Raw genomic sequence first — 24118 nt, forward strand, 5'->3', positions numbered from 1 at the left:
ACAGTCGGGGAGTTGCGGCCTTTGGGAGTCGGCGAGTCGGGCTAGCGGAGTTCACCCTCCAGCAGCCCCATGGTGACCATGTCGTGCCACTGCCCGTCCCGCCGGAAGCAGCTCCGCAGCCGGCCTTCCTCGACGAAGCCGACCTTCTTGTAGATGTGCTGGGCGGAGACGTTATCGGCCACGACCGTCAGCGTGATCTTGTGCAGGCGCATCTTGTCGAAGCCGTACCGGCACATGGTGCGCATCGCGTCGGTGGCGTGGCCGCGCCCCCAGTAGTCCTTCTCGCCGAGGTAGATGTCGATCTCGGCGACTCCGGTCTCCGGCTCCGCGTCGTGCAGCATGACCAGGCCGATGAGCTGGGAGTCCGCCAACTCCTCGATGCCGTAGATGACATCGCCGTACGAGTTGCGCGGCCGCTCGGCCAGCCACCTGGCGACGCTCTCCAGGTTCTGCTCGTACCCGTCCCGCATCCACCGCATGACCTCGGGGTCGTGGTTCCAGCGCCAGAGCGCCTCGGCGTCGTCCGGGCCCATGGCGCGCAGGCCTATTCGTTCTCCTCGAACCATGCCGATCAGCCTCTCCAGATCACGATGAAGAGCCGATCCTAGGTCGCCGACCTGGGAGCCCCGCCACCGAGGGTCCGGTTTGAGTAGGCGCCGTGGCGCACCTGGGTAGTCCTACTCATGCCGCCGCCGGTCCTCCGCCGCGAGCATGGTCGAACCGGAATCGCACCGGAGTCGCACCGGATCACTCGGCCACCCCCAGCTGGAGGCACCCTCATGGACCACGCCCGGAATCACCAGGCCGCCTTCACCGCCCCGCCGTTCCCGGGGTGGGGTGCCGGGTGGCAGGCCCCGCGGCCCGCCGCCGGCCGCCGGGAAGGCGCCCTGCTGGGGGTCGGGATCGCGCTCTGGGGCGTGACATACGTGAGCCTCGGTCTGCTGACGTGCGCCTGGGGCGTCGTGCTGATCTTCTGGGCCGCCGCGGGCGAGCCGGTGGGGCCCTACGTTCTCCACACGGTCGGCGCCGCCCTGGGTGCCGCCGTCCTGCTGGCCGCCCTCGCCTTCGCCCCCGGCATCCGCAAGCTGTCCGCCGCCGCGCGCCTGGCGCTCCTCGGCGCCCTGGCCTGCCCGGGGCCGCTGGTGCTCGCGCTGTGGACCTGGTCCGCCATGGACTGACGCGGCGTCAGGCCATGGCGGCTCATCGTGGCGGCTCATCGTGGCGGCTCATCGGGGCGGCTCAACTCCCGCTCCGGTGACCGCCGCAGGCTGTAGGCCCGCTGTATGGAGTGCTGTACGCCCTGCTCATAGCGTCGACGCGGTGTACTACCTCTGCCTCGCCATCAGGCTCCTGCTGATCGGCGTCTTCTCCGTAGCGACCTGGGGGAAGCTCAGACACCGGTCGGCGTTCCGTGAGTTCGTGCGCTCGGTCGCCGGTCTGCGCCTCTTCCCCGCCGGTCTTTCCACCGCGATCGCCGTCTCGGTGATCGCGGCCGAGGCCGGCTCGGTCGTCCTCCTCGCGATCCCCGCCGCCCCCGCCGTGACAGGCGTGGGCTTCGCGCTCGCCGGCTGTGTGCTCGCCGCCTTCGGGGCCGGGATCCTGGCCTCGCGGCGCGGGGGCGCCCGCGTGGCGTGCCGTTGCTTCGGCACGAAGGGCGTGGTGCTCGGCAAGCCGCACATCATCCGCAATCTGCTGCTGGCCGCGCTCGCGGCCGTCGGTTTGCTCGCCGTACTCACCGGTACGACGCCGAGCAGCCTGCACCCCGGAGGCACGGCCATCGCCGCCCTCGCGGCCGGTGTGGGCGGACTTCTCGTCGTACGCCTGGACGATCTGCTGGCCCTGATCGCTCCGACCGCGGATCCCCGCACCGGATCACCGACCGCTGACAGGAGTTTCCGTTGATCTTCCTAGTCGTCGCCGTGGTGCTGCTCGCCGCGCTGTGCTGCTTCGAACTGCTCGTCCTGTTCGCCGTGTTGCGCCGGCTGCGGGAGCACGAGGAACGGTTCGCCGTGCTGGGCGATCACGCCTCCGCACCCGAACCGTACGACTACGCGGAGCTCGAGGGCCGGGCCGCTCCGTCGCTCGCCACGCTCCTGTCGGGCGAGGCCGGCCTGGTCGGCTTCTTCGACGTGAACTGCGACACCTGCCACGACAAGGCACCCGCGTTCACCCGGCTCGCACCCGAGCAGCAGGCCGCCTGCGCGATCGTCGCGGGCAGCCCGCCCGACGAACTCGTCGGGCTGCTCGACGGCGTACGGACCGTCGTGACCGGTCCCGAGAGCGACAAGTTGGTGAAGGAACTCGGCATCCAGGCATTTCCCACCTTCCTGTACGTCGGACCGACGGGCGTCGTGGAACGCGCGGGATTCGAGCCGGCGGACGCGGTCGCCCCGGCGCACGAACCAGAGGCAGTCACCGAGCACGGGCCAGAGGCCGTCACGGAGCATGAGCCCCAGGCCGTCACGGCGCACGAGCCAGAGGCAGTCACGGCGCGATGAAGGACCGCACCGGTCCCCGGGGCCTGCTGCGACAGCTGCGGCTGGCCTGGCGAAGCTGCTGGGCCGCCGCACCCTGGATCTGGGCCGGGCATCTGCCGCTCGCCGTGACGGCGGGGCTCGTCCCCATGGCCACGGCCTGGCTGACCAAACTGCTCGTCGACGCGCTCGCCGAGGGCCGGCAGTCGGCCGCGGTGCAGGCCGCGACCGGCCTGCTGGTGGTGGGCCTGCTGAGTGGGGTGCTTCCGCAGCTCACACAGTTCCTGGGCAATGAACTCCGGCGGCGCATGGACTGGTTCCTGCGCGACCGGCTGCACTCCGTGGTGGGCCGATTCCAGGGCCTGTCCCGTTTCGAGGATCCCCGGCTCATCGACCGGCTGCGGATGGCGGCCCAGACGACCGGCGAGACGCTGATGCCCGTGACCGGCAGCATGGCGGACATGGGGCGCAACATCATCGCCCTGCTCAGCCTGCTCGCCACGCTCCTCGTGCTGAGCCCCGTGATGGCGGTCGTGGTGCTGATCGCCGCGGTGCCGGTGCTCGTCGCCGAACTGTGGCTCTCGCGCAAGCGCGTGAACATGGTGGCGGCGACCTCGGCCGGCATCCGCAAGGAGCTGTTCTACTCCGCCCTGATCACCGAGGAGTCCGCGGCCAAGGAGGTGCGGCTGTTCGGCCTCGGCGACTTCCTCAAGGGGCGGATGCTGCGCGAACTGCACACGATCCAGCGCGCGGAACGCCGCCTCGACCGGCGTGACGCCGCGGTGCAGAGCGGGCTCGCGGCGCTGTCCGCGCTGGTCGCGGGCGCGGGTCTGATCTGGACCGTGCAGGCGGCCGCGGCCGGCCGGCAGACGCCCGGTGACATCGTCGCGTTCGTCGCCGCGGTGGCCGGGGTGCAGGCGGCGCTGATCGGCCTGGTCGGCAATATCGGGCTGGCCCATCAGGCGCTGCTGATGTTCTCGTACCACACCTCGGTGATCGAGCTGCCGGACGACGTGGCACCTCGTGACGGCGGCGTACGCGGTGAGGGGCCGCTGCCCGCTCTGCGGCGCGGCATCGAACTGCGCGACGTCTGGTTCCGTTACGACGAGAGCCACCCCTGGGTGCTGCGGGGCGTCAACCTCTTCATCCCTGCGGGCAGTTCGGTCGCCCTCGTCGGGCTCAACGGCGCGGGCAAGAGCACGCTGATCAAGCTGCTGTGCCGGTTCTACGACCCGGACCGGGGATCGATCAGCTGGGACGGCGACGATCTGCGGGACGTGCCGCCCGCTCAACTGCGCGAGCGGATGGGCGTGTTGTTCCAGGACTACATGAACTACGACCTGACGGCGGCGGAGAACATCGGCATCGGCGCGCTCGACCTGCTGGACGACCGCGCGAAGGTGACGGAGGCGGCCCGGCTCGCCGGCGCCCACGAGCTGGTAGACGGTCTGCCCCAGGGGTACGACACCATGCTGAGCCGCATCTTCTTCGCGGACGGCGAGGACGCCGAGGAGACACCCGGGGTGGTGCTTTCCGGCGGGCAGTGGCAGCGGCTGGCCCTCGCCAGGACGCTGCTGCGGCAGGACCGGGACCTGCTGATCCTGGACGAGCCCAGCGCGGGGCTCGACGCCCGGGCGGAGTACGAGATCCACGCCCGGCTGCGGGCGCACCGCGCCGGCACCACCAGCCTGCTGGTCTCGCACCGGCTGAGCGCCGTACGGGAAGCCGACACCATCGTGGTCCTCGAAGAGGGACGCATCACCGAGCAGGGCAGCCACGCCGAGCTCATGGCGCGTGCGGGCAGCTACGCGCAGCTGTTCACCGTGCAGGCGCAGGGCTATCAGGAGGTGGGCAGCAGCGCGGGCGGATCGGCCGAGGAGGGCTCGACGGAGAGCAGTTCGGCCGCGTAGAGCCGGATCAGCTCCGGCATCCGGAACAGGCCCCCGCCCACCGCGTCCAGGAGCCAGCCCTCCACCAGGGCGTCCAGGATGCGCAGCACCTGCCGCGCGTCGACGCCGAGCAGTGCCGCCGCGTCGGCCGCCGTGAACTCCTGTGCGCCGAGCAGGCTCAGCCGCGCGAACGCCTCCGGGGCTCCGGCGACGCCCCGGACGAGCAGTTCGCGCAGGCTAGCCCCGATGCAGGCGCGCACGGACAGTCCGCCGGCCTGGAGCTCGTCCAGCCGGGACCGCGGATCCCGCAGCCGGTCGCGCAGTGCCGCGGGCGACCAGTCCGGCCGGGCCCCGAGCCTCGCCCCGGCGATGCGCAGCGCCAGCGGGAGCCGGTCGCAGAGCCGGACGATCTCGGCCGTTTCCGTCAGCTCCGAGCGCACCCGCAGCCCGCCGGCAACCTGCGAAAGGAGCAGCAGCGCATGCTCCTCGGCGAGCAGGCCCAGCCGGACGCGCACCGCGTCCACCTCCGGCAGCGCGCCCCGGCTGGTCACCAGCACGGCACAGGCGCCGCTCGCCGGGATCAGCGGCAGGACCTGGGCGCCGTCGACCACGTTGTCAAGGACGATCAGCAGGCGCCGGCCGGCGGTGACCGCCTGGTACAGCGCCGCCAGTTCGGCCGGCCCCTCCGGCACCCGGTCCGGCGGTACGTCCAGCGCCCGCAGGAACCGGCCAAGGACCTCCACGACGCCCATCCGACCCGTACCGGGGCCGTCGCCCTGGAGGTCCGCGTACAGCCGGCCGTCGCCGTACGTGTCACCGAGCTCGTGCGCGACGCGCAGTGCCAGCGCCGACTTGCCGACGCCGCCGCGCCCGTACAGCACGACGGTGGGAGCCCCCGCGCGGACGGTCGACGGCGGGCCGAGGGCGGCGCGGACCGCGGCTATCTCGCGGCTCCTGCCGGTCAGGACGCAGGACTCCCCGGGCAGTTGGTAAGGAACGCTGCGCCCGGCCGGCCGGGCGGTCCGGGGTGCGGGCGGCCGCGTCGCGCCGCCGACCCGCGACAGCGCCGGATCGCGCATGAGGATCGCCCGCTGCAGCTGGCGCAGCTCCCCGCCGGGGTCCACGCCGAGCTCGTCCCTGAGCAGCTCACGTGTTTCGGTGAAGACCTCCAGCGCACCCGGCACATCACCGCTCTGGTAAAGCGCCCGCATCAGCCGCCCGACCAACTGCTCGTGCATGGGGTGCACCTTGACCGCCTGGCGGAGCCGGTCGATGGCCGGGGCGTAGCGCTCGAGCCCGATCTCTATGTCGGCGAGCCGCTCGGCCGTACCGAGATGCGCATGGGTCAGGTGCTCCGTGAACAGCCGCAGCTTCGGCCCCTGCACGACGTCTTCCAAGGGCGCCGCACGCCACAACTCCAGGGCCTGCGCGAAGTGTTCGCAGGCCCTGGCGAGGTCACCCTGGGCGGCCGCGCGGCGACCCTCGGCGTCCAGCGTGCGGTAGCGGAGGTGTTCGAGCTCGATGCCGGCCATCCGCAGCGTGTAGCCGGACCGGGAGGTGACCAGCCGGTCCGGCCCCGTTGCCGCGTCCCCGGCCAGCATGCGGCGCAACTGCATCACGTACGTCCGCAGATTGGCCACCGCCGACTTCGGTGGCTCGGCCCCCCAGATCTCTTCGATCATCGTCGCCAGCGGAACGGCCCTGCCCTCGCTGACGAGCAGCAGCGCGAGGGCGGTACGCAGCTTCGTCGCGCCGATCAGCACGGGCCGGCCGTCGACGCGCAGCTCCAGCGCGCCGAGGATGCCGGCGTCGACGGCGCCTGTCCGGGTCTGGGTCCTGCTCCCCAGTGCGGCGATGCTCACGCTCTTTCACCGCCGAGCCGGCGCACCATGACGCCCAGCAGGCGGTCGGCGGGGAAGAAGCCCCGCTGCCGGGAGTCGATGCCGTCGGGGTTGTCCCCGAGGACGACGAGCGAGCCGGCCGGCACCGCGTCCACCGCGGGCTGCCCGTCGCGTCGCGTCACGCCCGCGGGCACCGGCTGACCGGGCAGTGCGGCGACCCGCTTGACGTTCCAGGCGCCCTCCACGACAGGGGCGTAGTCCCCGGTGATGTCCGGCGGTCTCAGCACGACCACGTCGCCCCGGCTGAGCCGGTCGGCGGTTCTGCGGCGTACGACGATCCGGTCTCCGTCGTGGAGGGTCGGGGACATGCTGCGTCCCGACACCGTCACCACCACATACGACCTGCGAACGTGAAAGGCGGCCGCCAACGCGGCCGCCAGGAACACGGATACACCGGTGGTCAGCCGCATCTCCGTTGCCTCCCGCCGTTGTTGCTCAAGGTACGTAGATCGCGGAACAGCAGGATCATCCGAAACACGCGTCACTCATGTCAATCCCCTTACAACGAACGGGTGTTCGCGCCCGGAGGTACGTGACTGTACGAGCCGCTGTACCGGTGCGCATATGTCTCACGCATACGGTGCGGATGCGGCGTATGCCACGCCGGTGAGGCTGGAGAAGGGATGCATCACATGACAGGGATGTTGAGGAAGATGGGCGACAAGGCACTGGCGCGCCTCGCGCCCAGCGCGACCGCACAGGCCGATTCCTCCTTCTACAGGCACTGCTACTGCCGCGAGCGGTCCGACTTCCGGCAGCTGTGCCACATCGTCGGCGGCACGACCGGCTGTGGCTCGTGTCAGGCGTACCGCACCTGCGGCGGCTGACCACACCCTGAGGCGCGAGCCCCCGGCCGCGCCACAGACGCACCACCTGGAAACAACAAGGGGTCGGCTCCCGAGGAGCCGACCCCTTGCCATCTGTACGCCTGTTGTACGCCTCACGAACTGCGGGACCGCAGTCGCGGGCTGCTCACACGTTGAAGCGGAACGCCTGACGCAGAGCTCCCACCTGCGTAAACGTTGCCACTGAGGGCCCCATCCAGCACAGATCCAGCACCGTCGGAACCCATCCAGCACATCCAGCACGCCAGGTCTGCCCGAAGCGGAGCATGGAGGCCGACTCGTTCGGCGTTGCGGTCAGTGCGCTAGGCGGCGCTCGGGGACTGTGCGAGGCATTCCATCAGCGCCTTGCGAGCAGCAGCGGTCTCAGCGATGGCGTTGGTGAAGTCCTTGGACGCGGCTGTGGCAGCTGCCTCGGCGGCTGCCACAGCGGCTGTGTCGGGGTTGGCATCGGTCTCGGGGTCCGGCGCACTAATTGTGGCCGCGTCTACCCTGTTGGCGACTACGACGGTCTGGTGCTCCGAGACGTCTTCGGCCTTGAGGTAGGCCAGGTGCTTCTGATCGCAGTTGCCGGCGGCGGGGGCCTGGTGCGGCTCGGCCAGGGTGGTCTGGGCCGAGGCGGTAGCGGGCACGGCCAGGGCCAGAGCCGTGAAGGTGCAGATTGAGAGGTTCTTCCAGGTACTCATGGCTCACGAGCCTGGCCTGCCCCGCTCGCAGCTCCCCTTTGCCCCGCCGCGGGCTGGGCCGAACGGCCCAGCACAGTGCAGTGCACCCGCACAGCGAATATCGCTGTACGCCTTCGGGGCTCACCCCGCTCAGGAAGCGCGAGTACACGGGAGATCCAAGAGGTGGCGATGTGTCAGATCATCCGGCACCGATCCGGCACGGTCGGAACCCATCCAGCACGCCCGCCGCTGCGCCGACCCGACCCGCATGTAGGGGCTTTCCCTTCGACTGTTGTGTACACCTGTGGCACTCGGTACTCTTGAGCGCATGACGCAGCCTCTGCCCATAGAGTCCATCCGAGACGTACGCGCACACCTCGCCGAGGTCGTAGAGCGCGCCGATCGCGAGGACGTGCCCACCGTGATCACTCGCCGGGGCAAGCAAGTCGCCGCGGTCGTTTCCATCGAGGTACTACGCAAGTACCAGGAGTGGGAAGAGCGCGAGATCAACCGGATCATCGACGAGCGCATGGCGAATCCGGCAACCGGCATCCCGATCGAGGACATCATGAGGGAGACGCTGGCGCGCAGTGAGTGAGTACCGCACCGTCTTCCGGCCTGAGGCCCAGGCCGAACTGCGCAAAGTTCCGCGCGACATGGCACTTCGCATCCTGGCCAAGCTGACCGAGCTCGAGGGTGATCCGCTCGGCTTCAACACCACCGCGCTCGTATCGCAGCCGGACCGTCGCCGACTGCGAGTCGGCGATTACCGAGTCGTCTACACGATCGACAACGGGGAACTGGTGGTGTGGGTCGTGCACATCGGGCATCGCTCGACCGTCTACGACACCTGACCCAGACCTGATGCACCGTCAGAACATCCAGCACCTATCCAGCACGAGCACAACGAAGGGGTCGACACCGCAAGGCGTCGACCCCTCCCGACCTGCACACTTGACGCGAAATCTTACGTGCAGTAGCGAACTGGTCACACGTTGAACCGGAACTCCACCACGTCCCCGTCCTGCATGACGTAGTCCTTGCCCTCCATGCGCGCCTTGCCCTTCGCGCGGGCCTCGGCGACCGAGCCCGTCTCGACCAGGTCGGCGAAGGAGATGATCTCGGCCTTGATGAAGCCCTTCTGGAAGTCGGTGTGGATAACACCGGCCGCCTCGGGGGCCGTGGCCGCCTTCTTGATGGTCCAGGCGCGGGTTTCCTTCGGGCCTGCCGTCAGGTAGGTCTGCAGGCCGAGGGTGTCGAAGCCGACGCGGGCGAGGGTGGCCAGGCCCGGCTCCTCGGCGCCGACGGACTGCAGGAGCTCCAGGGCGTCCTCCTCGTCGAGCTCGGCCAGGTCGGCCTCGAGCTTGGCGTTGAGGAAGATCGCCTCGGCGGGGGCGACCAGAGCGGACTGCTCGGCCTTGAAGGCGTCGTCGGTGAGCTCTTCCTCGTCCACGTTGAAGACGTAGAGGAAGGGCTTGGTGGTGAGGAGGTGCAGGTCGTGCAGGAGCTCCTCGCTGTCCGAGCCCTGGAGGATGCCCTGCGAGGAGAGCGTCTCGCCGCGCTCCAGGATGTCCTTGGCCGCCTCGACCGCCGCCACCTTGGGGGCGATGTCCTTCTTGATGCGCGACTCCTTCTGGAGGCGCGGCAGGACCTTCTCGATGGTCTGGAGGTCGGCGAGGATCAGCTCGGTGTTGATCGTCTCGATGTCGCTCTTCGGCGAGACCTTGCCGTCGACGTGCACGACGTTCTCGTCCTTGAAGGCGCGGATGACCTGGCAGATCGCGTCGGACTCGCGGATGTTCGCCAGGAACTTGTTGCCCAGGCCCTCACCCTCGCTCGCGCCGCGCACGATGCCCGCGATGTCGACGAAGTCGACGGTCGCCGGGAGGATCTTCTGCGAACCGAAGATCTCGGCGAGCTTGTCGAGGCGGGGGTCGGGGACGCCGACGACGCCCACGTTCGGCTCGATGGTGGCGAACGGGTAGTTGGCCGCCAGCACGTCGTTCTTGGTCAGGGCGTTGAACAGGGTCGACTTGCCGACATTGGGCAGACCGACGATTCCGATCGTGAGCGACACGCTTCTTACCGACTTCCCATACGTCAGGGCTTCAGAGCTTCAGGGCCGGCACCGCGGAGCTGCCGGGCCGGTCAACCAGTCTACGGCGTGCGGGGCCGGGGACTCCTCGACGGCCGACCCCCGCCCCCACGACGTATCGAACGCAAGGGCAAGGTGCCCCAAAGCGCGTGTCCAAGGCCGGTCTCCCGGCATCCGCCGACCTAGGTTGGTTCGGTGGAGCAACACAGGACGCGTCCCCCGCAGCCCCGATCGCGACGACCCGCGCCCCTTCCGCCGCAGGCCGGCGGGGCCGGCGACAGGACCGGTTCCGGCACCGTCTACCGGGCCGCCTCCCGCAGCGGGCGGCCCGTGCCGCCGGTCGCTCTCACCCTGCGCCGGGGTCTGCTCGCCGCTCGCCGGGCCGTCGAGGCCGTGCGGGCGATGCCCAATCCGCGCCTGACCGGTCTGGGCAGCGGGCTCTTCGCCGCCGCCGCGATGCTGGTGCTCGCGAGCCTGGACCGGCTGCTCCTGGACGGGTCGATGGTGGCGTTCGGGCTGCTCTTCCTGCCGGTGAGCGCGCTGACCGCCTTCTGGGTGCGGCCCGCCGACCTGGTCACCGCGCCGGTCGGGGTGCCGATCGCCTTCGCGGTGGGGCTGCTGCCGATCGCCGGGGGCTCGGACGGGTTCGGCGGGCATGTGATGGGGCTCGTCACCGCCCTCGCCATCCATGCGGGATGGCTGTACGGCGGGACGCTGGTGGCCGGGCTGATCGTGACCGTACGCAAGGTGAAGCTGATGGCTCGCAAGCGGGCTGCCCGGGACGCCGCTCGCGGGGCCCGGCCGCCGCACCGCCGGGTGCCGGCGGCCTGACCGGCCGCGTACGACCGGCTCACCGTCGCTTGCTCAGCCGCGTACGCCCGCCTCCTGCGACGCGGCCATCGCGGCGCCCACGATCCCCGCGTTGTTCAGCAGCTCCGCCGGCACGATCTCCGCCCTGATCCCCTCGATCAGCGGCAGGAACTTCTGCGCCTTGCGACTGACCCCGCCGCCGATGATGAACAGCTCGGGCGAGAACAGCATCTCCACGTGGGCCAGGTACTTCTGCACCCGGTGCGCCCAGTGCTCCCAGCTCAGCTGCTCGTCGTCGCGGGCCTTGGTCGAGGCCCGCTTCTCCGCGTCGTGGCCGTGCAGTTCGAGATGGCCGAGCTCGGTGTTGGGCACGAGGCGGCCGTCGATGAAGAGGGCGCTGCCGATGCCGGTGCCGAGGGTGAGCAGGATGACCGTGCCCTCGCGGCCCTTGCCGACGCCGAAGTGCATTTCGGCGACGCCCGCCGCGTCCGCGTCGTTGAGCACCGTGACCGGCGCTCCGCCCAGGCGCTCGCCGAGCAGGGCGCGGGCGTCCATGTCCACCCAGTCCTTGGACACGTTGGCAGCCGTACGAATCGTGCTGTGGCCGGTGACGACCCCGGGGAAGGTGACGCCCACCGGGCCCGACCAGCCGAAGTGGTCGACGACCTCTTTCACGCAGTCGGCCACGCTCTCGGGCGTCGCGGGCTGCGGGGTCAGCACCTTGTGCCGCGGCTCGGCCAGGTCGCCGCGGTCGAGGTCGACCGGGGCGCCCTTGATGCCGGAGCCGCCGATGTCCACGCCGAAGATCTGCATGGACCCTACGTTACGACGTACGACTGACAGTCACTTGTCGGAGTCGGAAGACGAGGGACCGGAAGACGAGGGCGCGGAGCCCAGTGCCGCCGCCTCCGCGCGCAGATCGCGGCGCAGTTCCTTGGGCAGCGAGAAGGTGATCGACTCGTCGGCGGTCTTGACCGTCTCCACGTCCGCGTAACCGCGCGCGGCCAGCCACTCCAGGACACCGTCGACCAGGACGTCCGGGACCGAGGCGCCGGAGGTCAGGCCGACCGTGGTGACGCCCTCCAGCCAGGCCTCGTCGATCTCGTCGGCGAAGTCCACCAGGTAGGCGGCGTCGGCGCCGGCGCCGAGGGCGACCTCGACCATGCGCTTGGAGTTCGAGGAGTTGCGGGAGCCGACGACGATCACCAGCTGGGCGTCCTCGGCGAGCTTCTTGACCGCGATCTGGCGGTTCTGCGTCGCGTAGCAGATGTCGTCGCTCGGCGGCGAGAGGAGGTTCGGGAACTTGCCCTTCAGGGCGTCGACCGTCTCCATCGTCTCGTCCACGGAGAGGGTGGTCTGGGAGAGCCAGACGACCTTCGACTCGTCGCGGACCTCGACGTTGGCGACGTCCTCGGGGCCGTCGACCAGCGTGATGTGCTCGGGCGCCTCGCCGGAGGTGCCGATGACTTCCTCGTGGCCCTCGTGGCCGATCAGGAGGATGTCGTAGTCCTCGTTCGCGTACCGGATCGCTTCCTTGTGGACCTTGGTCACCAGCGGGCAGGTCGCGTCGATCGTGGCGAGCTTCCGCTCGGCGGCCTCCGCGTGCACGGTCGGGGCCACGCCGTGCGCCGAGAACATCACGATGGAGCCCTCGGGCACCTCCTCCGTCTGCTCGACGAAGATCGCGCCCTTCCGCTCCAGGGTCTGCACGACGTACTTGTTGTGGACGATCTCGTGGCGGACATAGATCGGGGCCCCGTACTGCTCCAGGGCCTTCTCGACGGCGATCACGGCACGGTCCACGCCGGCGCAGTACCCGCGCGGGGCGGCGAGGAGGACGCGGCGGGCGGCAGTCGTTGCAGTCATGCACCCATCGTAAGGCCGCCTCCAACGGGTCAAAGATCGCCACCTTGGGGAGGATGAGGGGGCGTGGAGCTACAGGGGGCGATGCGACCCAGGAGGCGCGCGATGTCCGGTGACGGCGCGGGATCAGGCGACGGAGCAGGCGACGGCGGTGCCGCGCACGCGCGCGTGGCGGGCGCCGAAGGCGCGGGATCGGCCGACGGAGCAGGCGGCGCGGCGGCCGACGGCGGGCTGCGGCGGAGCCTCGGCTTCCGCGACCTGGTCGTCTACGGGCTGCTCTTCATCGCCCCGATGGCGCCGGTCGGCGTCTTCGGCGCGCTCGACGCCAAGTCGCACGGGGCGGTCGCCCTGGTCTATCTGGTGGCGACGGTCGCCATGGCATTCACCGCATTCAGCTACGCACAGATGGTGCGGGTCGTCCCCCAGGCGGGCTCCGTCTTCGCCTACGCGCGCGCCGCGCTCGGTCGTGGGCCCGGGTTCATCGCGGGCTGGATGGCGATGCTGGACTATCTGCTGATCCCCGCGGTCGCGTATCTCTTCTCCGGGATCGCGATGAACGCCCTGGTCCCCTCGGTCTCGCGCTGGGTGTGGACCGCGCTGGCCGTCCTCGTCACCACCGCACTGAACCTGTGGGGGGTGCGGGCGGCCGCCCGCGTCGGGTTCGCGGTACTCGCGATGGAAATCGCCGTCCTCCTTGTCTTCATCGTCTCGGCCGTGGTCGTGCTCCTACGCGACGGGGCGCAGCGCGACTGGCTGTCGCCGCTGACCGGGGACGGGGGTTTCTCGCTGTCGGCGGTGCTCGGTGCCGTGTCGATCGCGGTGCTCTCCTATCTGGGCTTCGACGCGATCGCCTCGTTCGCCGAGGAGGTGACGGGCGGGTCGGCGAAGGTGGCGCGGGCGGTGCTGTTCTGTCTGGCGCTGGCGGGGTTCTTGTTCATCGCGCAGACCTATCTGGTGGCCTTGCTGGAGCCGGTGTCGTCGGCGCAGCTGGCGGCCGAGCCGGGCAAGCAGGGGTCGGCCTTCTACGACGCCGTGGACGCGTCCGTCGGGGGCTGGCTGCACGACCTGGTCGCCGTGAGCAAGGCGATCGGGGCGGCCTTCGCGGCGCTGGCCGGGCAGGCCGCGGCGGGGCGGCTGCTGTTCGCGATGGGGCGTGACCGGAGGTTGCCGAAGGCGCTGTCGCGTACGGATGGCGGGGTGCCGCGGGTCGCGCTCGGGATCGCGGCGACGATCACGATGGTCGCCGCGGTGTGGGCGGCGAGCCGGGACGACGGGATGGACCACCTGGTCTCGGTCGTGGACATCGGGGCGCTGGTGGCCTTCACGATGCTGCACGCGTCGGTGGTGTCGTGGTTCGCGGTACGCAAGGAGGGCGGGGCGGTGAGTTGGTGGCGGCACGTGCTGGTGCCGGTGGTGGGTGCGGCGATCGCCGTCGCGGTCATCGTGGAGGCTTCGCGGGCCGCGCAGGTGGTGGGGGCGGTGTGGCTCGTGGTGGGGCTGGGGGTGTTGTTCGCTCAGCGCGGGCGGCAGGCGGCGGGGATCTCGGCTGGGCCCTGACCGGGCTGAAAGGGCAGGCTGAACTGTCAGCCGGGACGGCTACGCTCGCCGCATGGCCCTGAACACGTCCGCAGAAGCCCCGCTGCCCGTCGGCGAAGTCTCTCGGCTCATCGGAGGGTGGATCGACCGGCTCGGTGCCGTGTGGGTCGAGGGGCAGATCACCCAGCTGTCCCGGCGGCCCGGGGCCGGCGTGGTCTTCCTGACCCTGCGCGATCCGTCGCACGACATCTCGGTGAGCGTCACCTGCTTCCGGCAGGTCTTCGACGCGGTCGCCGATGTGGTGACCGAGGGCTCGCGGGTCGTCGTCCTCGCCAAGCCCGAGTGGTACGCGCCCCGCGGCAGCCTCTCGCTGCGGGCGACGGAGATGAAGCCGGTGGGCGTGGGCGAACTGCTCGCCAGGCTGGAGCAGTTGAAGAAGGCACTCGGCGCGGAGGGGCTGTTCGCGGCCGACCGCAAGAAGCCGCTGCCGTTCCTGCCGCAGCTCATCGGGCTCGTGTGCGGGCGGGCCTCGGCGGCCGAGCGGGACGTGCTTGAGAACGCGCGGCACCGGTGGCCTGCGGTCCGCTTCGAAGTGCGCAATGTGCCGGTGCAGGGCGTGCACGCGGTGCCGCAGGTGGTGCAGGCGGTCAAGGAGCTCGACGAGCTGGCCGCCGTGGACGTGATCATCGTGGCGCGCGGCGGGGGCAGCGTGGAGGACCTGCTGCCTTTCTCGGACGAGCAGCTGGTACGGGCCGTCGCCTCGTGCCGTACGCCGGTGGTGTCCGCGATCGGGCACGAGCCGGACTCGCCGCTGCTCGACCTGGTGGCGGACCTGCGGGCGTCCACGCCGACCGACGCGGCGAAGAAGGTCGTGCCGGACGTCGGCGAGGAGATCGAGCGGGTGGAGCTCCTGCGGGAGCGGGCCCGGCGGTCCGTGCGGATACACCTCGACCGGGAGGAGCGGGGCCTGGACGTGGCCATGTCCCGGCCGTCCATGGCACATCCGCACCGGATGGTGGACGAGCGCGAGGAGCAGCTCACGGCCCTCCTCGACCGCAGCCGCCGCACGCTCGGGCACCTCCTGGACCGCGCCGACTCGGAGCTGACCCACACGCACGCGCGCGTGGTGGCGCTTTCGCCGGCCGCGACGCTGCAGCGCGGGTACGCCGTGCTGCAGAAGGCGGACGGCTCGGTGGTGCGGGCACCGGGCGAGCTCGCGGCGGACGAGGAGCTGCGCGCGCGGGTCGCCGAGGGCGAGTTCACGGTCAAGGTGACCGACACCGACGCCCCGGCCGAGGACTGACTAGGGCATCGCGCACATGAAGTACTGCCGCAACATCGTTGTCGTAAACGGGATTTAAGGTGGAAAGCATGACCAGCACGCAGGAAGCGCTCGGCTACGAGCAGGCGCGTGACGAGCTGATCGACGTCGTCCGCCGCCTCGAAGCGGGCGGCACGACCCTCGAGGAGTCCCTCGCCCTGTGGGAGCGGGGCGAAGAGCTCGCCAAGGTCTGCCGCCGCTGGCTGGAGGGCGCCCGGGCCCGGCTCGACGCGGCGCTGGGCGAGGAAGGGGACGAAGACGGGGCCACGGAGGTCTAGGTCCGCGAAGACGGGGCCACGGAGGTCCAGGTCCACGAAGACGTGGCCACGGAGGTCCAGGTCCACGAAGACGTGGCCACTGGGGCCCAGGTCCGCGAGGGCAAGGACGAGGCCGAGAAGTTCGGGTCTGCGAAGTCAGCGCCAGGTCGCGGCCCCGCGAGTTCAGGAAGTCCGTGCGCAACCGCAGGAAGCCGAGTCCGTTCCGACTCCGGGGAGTGCGGGGAGTTCGAGCCGGACCGCCACCGGCCGGGAATATCCCAGCCCCCCTGACTGCTGGGGATAACCGCAGGTTGCGGGGCTGAGGTCCCGTCCTCGCGGGACGTTCGCCCTTGGATCCCGGGGCGTTCATCGAGAGAGAGTTCGCTGTGAGTGCGCTCACCTCGGCCCCCGTTTTGGTTGAAGCTTCAACCTGTTGTGTCGTATGGTCGACCCGCACGATCGTTTCACCACCGCTTGCGAAGAAGAAGGTTGCCTCACATGTCCCTCGAGCTCGACGCCACCGCCCAGGACCTCCTGTTCCGTGAGGCCCGCACCGCCAACACCTTCACCGACGAGCCGGTGACCGAGGAGCAGATCCAGGCCATCTACGACCTGGTGAAGTTCGGCCCCACGGCCTTCAACCAGACGCCGCTGCGCGTCACCCTGGTCCGCTCCCCCGAGGCCCGCGAGCGCCTGGTCAAGCACATGGCCGAGGGCAACCAGCCGAAGACCGCCACCGCCCCGCTCGTCGCGATCCTCGCCACGGACAACGAGTTCCACGAGGAGCTCCCCAAGCTGCTCCCGCCCATGCCGCAGGTCAAGGACCTCTACTTCTCCGAGCGCCCGGTGCGTGAGCAGTCCGCCCTGGTCAACGGCGCCCTGCAGGCCGCGTACTTCCTCGTCGGCGTGCGCGCCGCCGGCCTCGCCGCGGGCCCGATGACCGGCTTCGACTTCGCCGGCGTCCAGAAGGAGTTCCTGGACGACGACCACACCCCGCTGATGGTGGTCAACATCGGCAAGCCCGGCGAGGACGCCTGGTTCCCGCGGCTGCCGCGCCTCGCGTACGACGAGGTCGTCACCACCGTCTGAGCAGGATCCCGCAGACGCTCCGGAGCCGTACGGTCCGGCAGACATCGCAAAGGCCCCCGGCAGCAGCCGGGGGCCTTTCCGATCATCAAGATCAGCAAGATCAGGAAGTCGCTACGCCTTCAGCGCCTTCGCCATCTCGGTCAGCCGCGCGAAGGACGCCGACCCCGTGACCACGATCGTCGCGCCCTTGTCCTCGCGCACCAGGGCGTCGTAGGTGTCGCCCTCGTAGCGCGTCCAGGTCTCGCCGCCGATCTGCTCGGTCTTCGAGGTCTTCTCGGCGCTCTGGCTGACCCGGTCGATGAACTTGCGCGGCGTCTCGGTGGACTGCTCGACGGCCACGTACTGGCTGCCGTCCGTCGTATGGAAGCCCAGATGCCAGGCGTTGGCCTTCTCGTCCTTGTACCACCTGGACGTCGGTACCCAGTCCCCCTTGGCCAGACCCTCGGGGGCGAGCACCGGGTACGGCGCCGTACGCCGGGCCTGCAGGAGCTCGACCCGGTAGTCGACCGCCGTCGGCGGGGTCCGGGTGTCGTCATGCGGGATGAAAACGTAGATCGCTGCCACCACGACGCCGACCACGGCCAGCGACTGGAGCATGTTCCGTACGTTCTTGGTGCCTTTCATACCTGCCACGCCCCACATCTTCGCAGGTGCGATACCAGCCAGGTGCCACAGGGCCCCCACCGCTCATGCGTGGGGTGGTCTGCTCATTTTGTCGGCCTGGAGATAGAGTCACGGCACACCCTCATCCGGCCGTCGTCGTATCAGAAAGGTGCGCTCCGATGACCGAGCAGCAGCAACATCATCTTCCGTCCGAACTCGAAGTCTCTCCGGAGGCTCCTGACCGCAACCTCGCCCTGGAGCTCGTCCGGGTCACGGAGGCCGCCGCCATGGCGGCCGGCCGCTGGGTGGGCCGTGGCGACAAGAACGGCGCCGACGGCGCCGCCGTGCGCGCCATGCGCACCCTCGTCCACACCGTTTCCATGAACGGTGTCGTCGTCATCGGGGAGGGCGAGAAGGACGAGGCCCCGATGCTCTTCAACGGCGAGCGCATCGGCGACGGCACCGGCGCCGAGGTCGACATCGCCGTCGACCCGATCGACGGCACCACGCTGACCGCCAAGGGCCAGCCCAACGCGATCGCCGTGCTGGCCGCCGCCGACCGCGGCACCATGTTCGACCCGTCCGCGGTGTTCTACATGGACAAGCTGGTCACCGGCCCCGAGGCCGCCGACTTCGTGGACATCAACGCCCCGGTCTCGGTGAACATCCGCCGGGTCGCCAAGGCCAAGAAGTCCGCGCCCGAAGACGTCACCGTGATGATCCTGGACCGCCCCCGCCACGAGGGCATCGTCAAGGAGATCCGCGAGACCGGCGCCCGCATCCAGTTCATCTCGGACGGCGACGTCGCCGGTTCGATCATGGCGGTACGCGAGGGCACCGGCGTCGACCTCCTCATGGGCGTCGGCGGCACCCCCGAGGGCATCATCAGCGCCTGCGCCATCAAGTGCCTGGGCGGCACCATCCAGGGCAAGCTCTGGCCCAAGGACGACGCCGAGCGCCAGCGCGCCATCGACGCCGGCCACGACCTGGACCGGGTGCTCTACACCAACGACCTGGTCTCGGGCGACAACGTCTTCTTCGTCGCGACCGGCATCACCGACGGCGAGCTGCTGCGCGGCGTGCGCTACGGCGCGGAGACCGCGACCACCGAGTCCCTGGTGATGCGCTCCAAGTCGGGCACGATCCGCCAGATCGACTCCACCCACAAGCTGTCGAAGCTGCGCGCGTACAGCGCGATCGACTTCGACCGCGCGAAGTAAGTGGCGACGTAAGTGAAGTAAGCGGTACGCAGCCGTAGTTGGCGGTACGTCGACGCGGAAAGGGCGCCCCTTGTGCGGAGGGGCGCCCTTTCCGCGTACGTACGAGAACGCGTTCTTCGCGTACGTACGAAAGACTCCTAACCGGCGGCAGCTATATGCGGCCCGGAAGTCCGCGCGGCCTTCTGCAGTTCCACGTCGCGCCTGCGCCTGCGGGCGAGGACCACGCGGCGCTCGGCCGCGGTGAGGCCGCCCCAGACGCCGTACGGCTCGGGCTGCAACAGGGCGTGCTCGCGGCATTCGACCATCACGGGACAGCGGGCGCAGACCCGCTTCGCGGCCTCCTCGCGCGACAGGCGCGCGGCCGTCGGCTCCTTGGACGGAGCAAAGAAGAGGCCCGCCTCGTCCCTTCGGCACACCGCGTCCGCGTGCCATGGGACGTCCCGGTCCCGTGGCGGCCCCTCCGGATTTCGCGTCGGCACCCGCTGGGCCGGAACTGCGGCGACCTGCAAGGACTGATGCCGGGATTGCAGCACGGTCTACTCCTGACGACGTATTCGCGAGCGAGAGACGATGCAGCTCTCCCTACCCGCTGTACGCGCGCCTATGCACTGAGTTCCGATGTACGGAAGTTCGCGTTCAGTGACCGAGGTGTTTGCGGAACTCGCGCTGGATCCGGTCGTGCAGGTCACGAACGAGCTTGCCCCGCTTGGGCCTTGCCTCGATGTTCCCGAACACCGAGAAGCCGTCGACATGCACCACCGGGGCCTGGTCGTCGTCCGATTGCAGCGTCACCACTTCGAAGTTCCCGAAGACCCCGCTGCCGGAACCCCGCAGCGAAATGTTCTCCGGCACCCGCACCTCGACATTGCCGAAGACGGAGACCGCCTTGATGACGACGTGCTGGTACTCGAAGAGCGCCTCGGTGAGGTCGATCTCCACATTCCCGAACACGGCGTACGCATGCGTCCTGCGCCCGATCTTCCAGCGCCCCTTGCGGGTCGAGCTGCTGAAGACCGCGACGAGCTTCTCGTCGGGGATGTCCGGGACCTGTCCCGGGGGCATCGTCGCGTAGGAGTGCGCGCCGGCGGACTGCTGCCCGGCGCCCGCCGCGGGCAGGTCCACGACCAGTGGGTCGAGCTCGGCGAGCGTCTTGGCGGCCAGGACCGCGTCGACGCGGTCGGAGTGCTCCTCCGCGGTCAGCCGGCCCTCGGCCAGGGCCTGGTGCAGGATCTCCGCGACGCGATCGCGGTCGGCGTCCGAGGCGCGCAGGCCGACGGGCTGCTGCGCCGTGTCCGTCGGCAGGGGCTGCTGGGGTCGCTTTTCGAGGTCCACCGGCCCAGCGTACCCAAACGCGATAGATCGCGACTAGCCGCCGAGGGGACGAGACGGCGACGAACTGAGCCTTACCTCACAGACTTGGGCGTTCCTCCGAGCTCTACGCTGGATGCGCGCCGCCAATGGAGGCCGCGCCGCTGTCTGCCGAGTTGAGGAATGGCCGAAATGCCAGAGTTTGCGTACTCCGATCTGCTCCCGCTGGGAGAAGACAACACTCCGTACCGACTGGTGACCGCCGAGGGTGTCTCCACCTTCGAGGCCGACGGCCGTACGTTCCTCAAGGTCGAGCCCGAGGCGCTGCAGAAGCTCGCCGCCGAGGCCATCCACGACATCCAGCACTACCTCCGCCCGGCCCACCTCGCGCAGCTTCGCCGCATCATCGACGACCCCGAGGCGTCCGGCAACGACAAGTTCGTGGCCCTGGACCTGCTGAAGAACGCCAACATCGCGGCGGCCGGCGTGCTCCCGATGTGCCAGGACACCGGCACGGCGATCGTCATGGGCAAGCGCGGCCAGAACGTGCTCACCCAAGGCGGCGACGAGGAGGCCCTGTCGCGCGGCATCTACGACGCGTACCAGAACCTCAATCTGCGCTACTCGCAGATGGCCCCGCTGACCATGTGGGACGAGAAGAACACCGGCTCCAACCTGCCCGCGCAGATCGAGCTGTACGCGACCGACGGCGGCGCCTACAAGTTCCTGTTCATGGCCAAGGGCGGCGGTTCGGCGAACAAGAGCTTCCTCTACCAGGAGACGAAGGCCGTTCTGAACGAGGCCTCCATGATGAAGTTCCTGGAGGAGAAGATCCGTTCGCTGGGGACCGCGGCCTGCCCGCCGTACCACCTGGCGATCGTCGTCGGCGGTACGTCCGCCGAGTTCGCGCTGAAGACCGCCAAGTACGCCTCCGCGCACTACCTCGACGAAATCCCCGCCGAGGGAAGCGAGTTGGGGCACGGCTTCCGGGACAAGGGCCTGGAGGAGAAGGTCTTCGAGCTCACCCAGAAGATCGGCATCGGCGCGCAGTTCGGCGGCAAGTACTTCTGCCACGACGTCCGCGTGGTGCGCCTCCCCCGGCACGGCGCCTCGCTGCCCGTCGCGATCGCCGTGTCCTGCTCGGCCGACCGCCAGGCCACCGCGAAGATCACCGCCGAGGGCGTCTTCCTGGAGCAGCTGGAGACGGACCCGGCGCGCTTCCTGCCGGAGACCACGGACGAGCACCTGGACGAGGCGAGCGACGTCGTCACCATCGACCTCAACCAGCCGATGGACGAGATCCTCGCCGAGCTCAGCAAGTACCCGGTCAAGACCCGCCTCTCCCTGAACGGCCCGCTCGTGGTCGCGCGCGACATCGCGCACGCCAAGATCAAGGAGCGGCTCGACGCGGGCGAGGAGATGCCGCAGTACCTGAAGGACCACCCGGTCTACTACGCCGGCCCCGCCAAGACCCCCGAGGGCTACGCCTCCGGCTCCTTCGGCCCGACCACGGCCGGGCGCATGGACTCCTACGTCGAGCAGTTCCAGGCGGCAGGCGGCTCCAAGGTCATGCTCGCCAAGGGCAACCGGAGCAAGCAGGTCACCGACGCCTGCGACGCGCACGGCGGCTTCTACCTCGGCTCGATCGGCGGACCGGCGGCCCGGCTCGCGCAGGACTGCATCAAGAAGGTCGAGGTCGTCGAGTACGAGGAGCTCGGCATGGAGGCCGTGTGGAAGATCGAGGTCGAGGACTTCCCGGCGTTCATCGTGGTCGACGACAAGGGCAATGACTTCTTCCAGGAGCCGGCCGGGCCGCCGACCATCCTGAGCATTCCGGTGCGCGCCCCCGGTCAGGGCTAGTACCACCGGCCGTACCCATCGGCCACACCAACGGGTCACCCTCCGCAGTCGTCCGATTGCGGAGGGTGTTTTCGTGTCCAAGGGTGGGAGCACCGCGTGCCGTGCCGTGCGGCCCTGTACGGAAGGACCCCACCGCCATGCTCCGCAAGAAGGCCCTGACCGCCTCCCTGAGCGTCGCCCTGTGCGGAACTCTGGCCGTGGTCCCCGTGGCGTTCGCCGCGCCGAAGGAACCCACCCCGGCGCCCATGCCGGTCGGCACGAACCCGCCGCTGCCCCCGCTGCCGTCGCTCACCTCGCCGCCGGCCGCCACGCCGAGCGCGACTCCGTCCCCGTGGGGCTGGCCCTTCAACCAGCCCGCGCCGTCCACCTCACCCTCCGCCACCCCGACCGGCCCCACGCTCACCATGGACGAGGACCCGCAGCGTCAGCGCGAGCGCCTTGCCAAGCACTTCAAGCTGATCGGCAAGTCCGGCCGGGCCACCGGCGGCTCGGCCGACCTGGCGGGCACGGTCATCGCCGGCGAGAAGGACCCCAAGAAGATCGACGAGGCCGTCGCGGACGCCAACAAGGAGCTCGACAACCTGATGGCGTTCGCCCCCGGCGGCGCCCCCAACAGCCCCCTCGCCGACCGGGCCGGCGCGGCGGGCCGGGACGTCAGGTTCACCGTCGATCTGCTCAAGAAGGACCACATCCAGCTGGGCGAGCAGGCCAAGAAGGGGGACATCGCGGGCTGGATGACCACCATGGCGTTCATGATCATGCACCTGGGATTCCTGACCGCGGACATCTTCTTCGCGCTCGGCATGAACGTCGCCCAGGCCTTCCTCCCGTTCCCGCTGCCCGACTTCAAGATGCCCGAGATCGCCCCGCAGGCCACTCAGCCGCCGCCCGCGAACCAGCCACAACCGAAGCCCGGCAGCACCCCGAACCCGCAGCCCCGGCCGTGACCAACCCCGAGGTGCCCGTGCCGCCGCCTCCGCCCGAGGAGCCCGGCACGGATCCGGCACCCGGGCAGCCGGAGCCCGTGGCGAGCGAGGCGCCCGCCACGGGCCGCTGGCCGCACCTGCTCGAGCGGGCCAACTGGGTCGCGCTCGGACTGACCGCGGCGGCCACGGTCCTCTTCGCCGTCCGCTACTTCGCCGACAAGGTCGACACCGGGCACACCCAGCGCGACGGGTGGGCGCCGCTGATGATCTCCGGCGTCCTGTTCGCGCTGTCGCTGTCCGCCGCTCTGCTGCGGCCGTTCCTGCTGACCACGAAGCGGTGTGCGCTGATGGCCACGGCCGCCACCGTGATCTTCGCCGTCGGCATCGTGACCATCTGGCAGATCGTCGCCCATGACATGGAGACGTCCACGATGGTCGGCAAGCCGGTGAACAGCCTGGCTGCCACGGACAAGCACCTGGAGCAGACCCTGGGCAAGGCCTACCCGAAGTTCCGGAAGATCCCCACCGGCCTGTTCATCCAGGGCGCCAAGTTCTCCAGCCCCGAGGAGGTCGAGGTCAACGGCTATGTGTGGCAGCGCTACACGGACGACGTGCCGGAGACCAGCCGTGGCGTGACCTTCCCCGAGGCGCCCGACGGCTACGACCTGGAGCAGGTCTACAAGGCCAAGACCACCGACGGGCTGACCGTCCAGGGCTGGCACTTCAATCTGACGCTGCGGCAGAAGTTCGAGTACGAGCGATACCCCCTGGACAAGCAGAACATCTGGCTGCGGATGATGACCGTGAGCGCCTTCGAGAACGAGGTCCTGGTGCCGGACTTCTCGTCGTACCCGCCCTGGCGCTACGACAACGTGGGGCTCGACCAGGACATCGTGTCCGCGGGCTGGTCGCCGTACTACACGGGCTACAGCTATCTCGGGCACAAGTACACGGCGACGATGGGCGTCACGCCGTTCGCCAGCAACTTCCTCACCGTGCCGGAGCTCTACTTCAACATCGGCGTCGCGCGGAAGTACGCGGGCCCGCTCACCGGCAAGCTGCTGCAGTCGTTCTTCATCGCCGCGATCATGTTCCTGGCGCTCTTCGTGTACACGAAGGACGACAAGAAGAATCCGCGGTTCGGGTTCTCGACGTGGACGGCGATCTCGTTCGCCGTGTCGCTGCTGCTCGTCGTGGTCGTGGACCAGACACAGATCCGCGAGATCGCCGGTGACACGTCGCTCACCTATCTGGAGTTCTTCGCGATCGCCCAGTACGTGGTGATCATGGGCATCTTCGCCAACGCCATCATCATCGGGTCCGAGGCCGAGGTGAAGGCCCTGGAGTGGCGGGACAACCTGCTGCCCACGCTGCTGTACTGGCCGGTCCTGATCGGGCTGTTCTTCGCGTTCACGGTGTTCGTGTTCGCCAAATAGCGACCCCAACCGTCAGACAGTGC

The 24118-nt window shown here is 69.8% G+C and carries 26 protein-coding genes; 16 read left to right on the forward strand and 10 right to left on the reverse strand.

Annotation, left to right across the window (positions count from 1 at the left end; translation table 11 throughout):
* Nucleotides 1–41: 41 nt before the first annotated feature.
* On the reverse strand, nucleotides 42–566 hold the full coding sequence (locus tag OG430_RS18795; RefSeq protein ID WP_327353688.1) for a GNAT family N-acetyltransferase: 525 nt from the start codon (nucleotides 564–566) through the stop codon (nucleotides 42–44).
* Between the two features lie 213 nt (nucleotides 567–779).
* On the opposite strand from OG430_RS18795, the gene OG430_RS18800 reads away from it, so the two are divergent.
* The 4 genes from OG430_RS18800 to OG430_RS18815 all read left to right on the forward strand — a co-directional run bounded on the left by OG430_RS18800 (nucleotide 780) and on the right by OG430_RS18815 (nucleotide 4384).
* A complete protein-coding gene (locus tag OG430_RS18800; RefSeq protein WP_327353689.1) occupies nucleotides 780–1178 on the forward strand; it encodes a hypothetical protein in 399 nt (132 codons plus the stop codon).
* Nucleotides 1179–1320: 142 nt separating this feature from the next.
* Nucleotides 1321–1902 (forward strand): MauE/DoxX family redox-associated membrane protein, encoded by a 582-nt coding sequence (locus tag OG430_RS18805; RefSeq protein WP_327353690.1) that lies wholly within the window; start codon nucleotides 1321–1323, stop codon nucleotides 1900–1902.
* Complete coding sequence (locus tag OG430_RS18810) at nucleotides 1899–2498, forward strand: hypothetical protein (RefSeq protein ID WP_327353691.1); 600 nt, start codon at nucleotides 1899–1901, stop codon at nucleotides 2496–2498. Before OG430_RS18805 ends, OG430_RS18810 begins: the two co-directional genes overlap by 4 nt.
* Nucleotides 2495–4384, forward strand: a complete 1890-nt coding sequence (locus OG430_RS18815) for an ABC transporter ATP-binding protein (protein WP_327353692.1) — start codon at nucleotides 2495–2497, stop codon at nucleotides 4382–4384. The genes OG430_RS18810 and OG430_RS18815 overlap by 4 nt, the downstream gene beginning before the upstream one ends.
* On the opposite strand, the gene OG430_RS18820 is transcribed toward OG430_RS18815, so the two are convergent.
* Both OG430_RS18820 and lepB read right to left on the reverse strand, forming a co-directional pair.
* Nucleotides 4315–6225 (reverse strand): AfsR/SARP family transcriptional regulator, encoded by a 1911-nt coding sequence (locus OG430_RS18820; protein ID WP_327353693.1) that lies wholly within the window; start codon nucleotides 6223–6225, stop codon nucleotides 4315–4317. The genes OG430_RS18815 and OG430_RS18820 overlap by 70 nt on opposite strands.
* The gene (gene lepB / locus OG430_RS18825) at nucleotides 6222–6674 is read right to left on the reverse strand and encodes a signal peptidase I (RefSeq protein WP_327353694.1); all 453 of its coding nucleotides are present in this window, start codon (nucleotides 6672–6674) and stop codon (nucleotides 6222–6224) included. The genes OG430_RS18820 and lepB overlap by 4 nt, the downstream gene beginning before the upstream one ends.
* 222 nt (nucleotides 6675–6896) lie before the next feature.
* On the opposite strand from lepB, the gene OG430_RS18830 reads away from it, so the two are divergent.
* On the forward strand, nucleotides 6897–7091 hold the full coding sequence (locus OG430_RS18830) for a hypothetical protein (protein ID WP_327353695.1): 195 nt from the start codon (nucleotides 6897–6899) through the stop codon (nucleotides 7089–7091).
* Nucleotides 7092–7411: 320 nt separating this feature from the next.
* On the opposite strand, the gene OG430_RS18835 is transcribed toward OG430_RS18830, so the two are convergent.
* Nucleotides 7412–7792, reverse strand: coding sequence for a hypothetical protein (locus tag OG430_RS18835; RefSeq protein ID WP_327353696.1), 381 nt, complete (start codon nucleotides 7790–7792; stop codon nucleotides 7412–7414).
* A gap of 307 nt (nucleotides 7793–8099) precedes the next feature.
* On the opposite strand from OG430_RS18835, the gene OG430_RS18840 reads away from it, so the two are divergent.
* Both OG430_RS18840 and OG430_RS18845 read left to right on the forward strand, forming a co-directional pair.
* Nucleotides 8100–8369: a type II toxin-antitoxin system Phd/YefM family antitoxin gene (locus OG430_RS18840; protein WP_327353697.1), complete on the forward strand. Its 270-nt coding sequence runs from the start codon at nucleotides 8100–8102 to the stop codon at nucleotides 8367–8369.
* Nucleotides 8362–8625 carry a type II toxin-antitoxin system RelE family toxin gene (locus tag OG430_RS18845; RefSeq protein ID WP_327353698.1) on the forward strand — a complete coding sequence of 88 codons (264 nt, stop codon included), beginning with the start codon at nucleotides 8362–8364 and terminating at the stop codon, nucleotides 8623–8625. The genes OG430_RS18840 and OG430_RS18845 overlap by 8 nt, the downstream gene beginning before the upstream one ends.
* A 134-nt stretch (nucleotides 8626–8759) precedes the next feature.
* Here OG430_RS18845 and ychF read toward each other — a convergent pair whose 3' ends face one another.
* Nucleotides 8760–9848 (reverse strand): redox-regulated ATPase YchF, encoded by a 1089-nt coding sequence (ychF, locus tag OG430_RS18850; protein ID WP_327353699.1) that lies wholly within the window; start codon nucleotides 9846–9848, stop codon nucleotides 8760–8762.
* A gap of 213 nt (nucleotides 9849–10061) precedes the next feature.
* Here ychF and OG430_RS18855 point away from each other — a divergent pair, with 213 nt between their 5' ends.
* A complete protein-coding gene (locus OG430_RS18855; protein ID WP_327353700.1) occupies nucleotides 10062–10697 on the forward strand; it encodes a DUF6542 domain-containing protein in 636 nt (211 codons plus the stop codon).
* Between the two features lie 33 nt (nucleotides 10698–10730).
* Here OG430_RS18855 and ppgK read toward each other — a convergent pair whose 3' ends face one another.
* Together ppgK and OG430_RS18865 are read right to left on the reverse strand one after the other, a co-directional pair.
* On the reverse strand, nucleotides 10731–11489 hold the full coding sequence (gene ppgK, locus OG430_RS18860; RefSeq protein ID WP_327353701.1) for a polyphosphate--glucose phosphotransferase: 759 nt from the start codon (nucleotides 11487–11489) through the stop codon (nucleotides 10731–10733).
* 30 nt (nucleotides 11490–11519) lie between these two features.
* Nucleotides 11520–12542 carry a 4-hydroxy-3-methylbut-2-enyl diphosphate reductase gene (locus OG430_RS18865; RefSeq protein ID WP_327353702.1) on the reverse strand — a complete coding sequence of 341 codons (1023 nt, stop codon included), beginning with the start codon at nucleotides 12540–12542 and terminating at the stop codon, nucleotides 11520–11522.
* Nucleotides 12543–12644: 102 nt separating this feature from the next.
* On the opposite strand from OG430_RS18865, the gene OG430_RS18870 reads away from it, so the two are divergent.
* The 4 genes from OG430_RS18870 to OG430_RS18885 all read left to right on the forward strand — a co-directional run bounded on the left by OG430_RS18870 (nucleotide 12645) and on the right by OG430_RS18885 (nucleotide 16742).
* Entirely contained in the window at nucleotides 12645–14096 is a 1452-nt protein-coding gene (locus tag OG430_RS18870) for an APC family permease (RefSeq protein ID WP_327353703.1), read from the forward strand.
* Between the two features lie 52 nt (nucleotides 14097–14148).
* Nucleotides 14149–15378, forward strand: coding sequence for an exodeoxyribonuclease VII large subunit (xseA, locus tag OG430_RS18875; RefSeq protein WP_327353704.1), 1230 nt, complete (start codon nucleotides 14149–14151; stop codon nucleotides 15376–15378).
* Nucleotides 15379–15446: 68 nt separating this feature from the next.
* Complete coding sequence (locus OG430_RS18880; protein ID WP_327353705.1) at nucleotides 15447–15674, forward strand: exodeoxyribonuclease VII small subunit; 228 nt, start codon at nucleotides 15447–15449, stop codon at nucleotides 15672–15674.
* 477 nt (nucleotides 15675–16151) lie between these two features.
* A complete protein-coding gene (locus OG430_RS18885; protein WP_327353706.1) occupies nucleotides 16152–16742 on the forward strand; it encodes a malonic semialdehyde reductase in 591 nt (196 codons plus the stop codon).
* A gap of 111 nt (nucleotides 16743–16853) precedes the next feature.
* Here the strand turns inward: OG430_RS18885 and OG430_RS18890 are convergent, their stop codons facing one another.
* Nucleotides 16854–17375 (reverse strand): DUF4245 domain-containing protein, encoded by a 522-nt coding sequence (locus OG430_RS18890; protein WP_327353707.1) that lies wholly within the window; start codon nucleotides 17373–17375, stop codon nucleotides 16854–16856.
* A 149-nt stretch (nucleotides 17376–17524) separates the two neighbouring features.
* On the opposite strand from OG430_RS18890, the gene glpX reads away from it, so the two are divergent.
* Entirely contained in the window at nucleotides 17525–18565 is a 1041-nt protein-coding gene (gene glpX / locus OG430_RS18895; protein WP_327353708.1) for a class II fructose-bisphosphatase, read from the forward strand.
* Between the two features lie 137 nt (nucleotides 18566–18702).
* Here glpX and OG430_RS18900 read toward each other — a convergent pair whose 3' ends face one another.
* Nucleotides 18703–19098 (reverse strand): WhiB family transcriptional regulator, encoded by a 396-nt coding sequence (locus tag OG430_RS18900; protein ID WP_327353709.1) that lies wholly within the window; start codon nucleotides 19096–19098, stop codon nucleotides 18703–18705.
* 103 nt (nucleotides 19099–19201) lie between these two features.
* Nucleotides 19202–19897, reverse strand: coding sequence for a DUF1707 SHOCT-like domain-containing protein (locus OG430_RS18905; protein WP_327353710.1), 696 nt, complete (start codon nucleotides 19895–19897; stop codon nucleotides 19202–19204).
* Nucleotides 19898–20065: 168 nt separating this feature from the next.
* On the opposite strand from OG430_RS18905, the gene OG430_RS18910 reads away from it, so the two are divergent.
* The 3 genes from OG430_RS18910 to OG430_RS18920 all read left to right on the forward strand — a co-directional run bounded on the left by OG430_RS18910 (nucleotide 20066) and on the right by OG430_RS18920 (nucleotide 24095).
* Nucleotides 20066–21733, forward strand: a complete 1668-nt coding sequence (locus OG430_RS18910; RefSeq protein ID WP_327353711.1) for a fumarate hydratase — start codon at nucleotides 20066–20068, stop codon at nucleotides 21731–21733.
* Nucleotides 21734–21870: 137 nt separating this feature from the next.
* On the forward strand, nucleotides 21871–22680 hold the full coding sequence (locus tag OG430_RS18915) for a hypothetical protein (protein WP_327353712.1): 810 nt from the start codon (nucleotides 21871–21873) through the stop codon (nucleotides 22678–22680).
* A complete protein-coding gene (locus OG430_RS18920) occupies nucleotides 22677–24095 on the forward strand; it encodes a hypothetical protein (RefSeq protein WP_327353713.1) in 1419 nt (472 codons plus the stop codon). Before OG430_RS18915 ends, OG430_RS18920 begins: the two co-directional genes overlap by 4 nt.
* Nucleotides 24096–24118 lie beyond the last annotated feature (23 nt).

This window comes from Streptomyces sp. NBC_01304, from assembly GCF_035975855.1.
Taxonomy (GTDB): Bacteria; Actinomycetota; Actinomycetes; order Streptomycetales; family Streptomycetaceae; genus Streptomyces.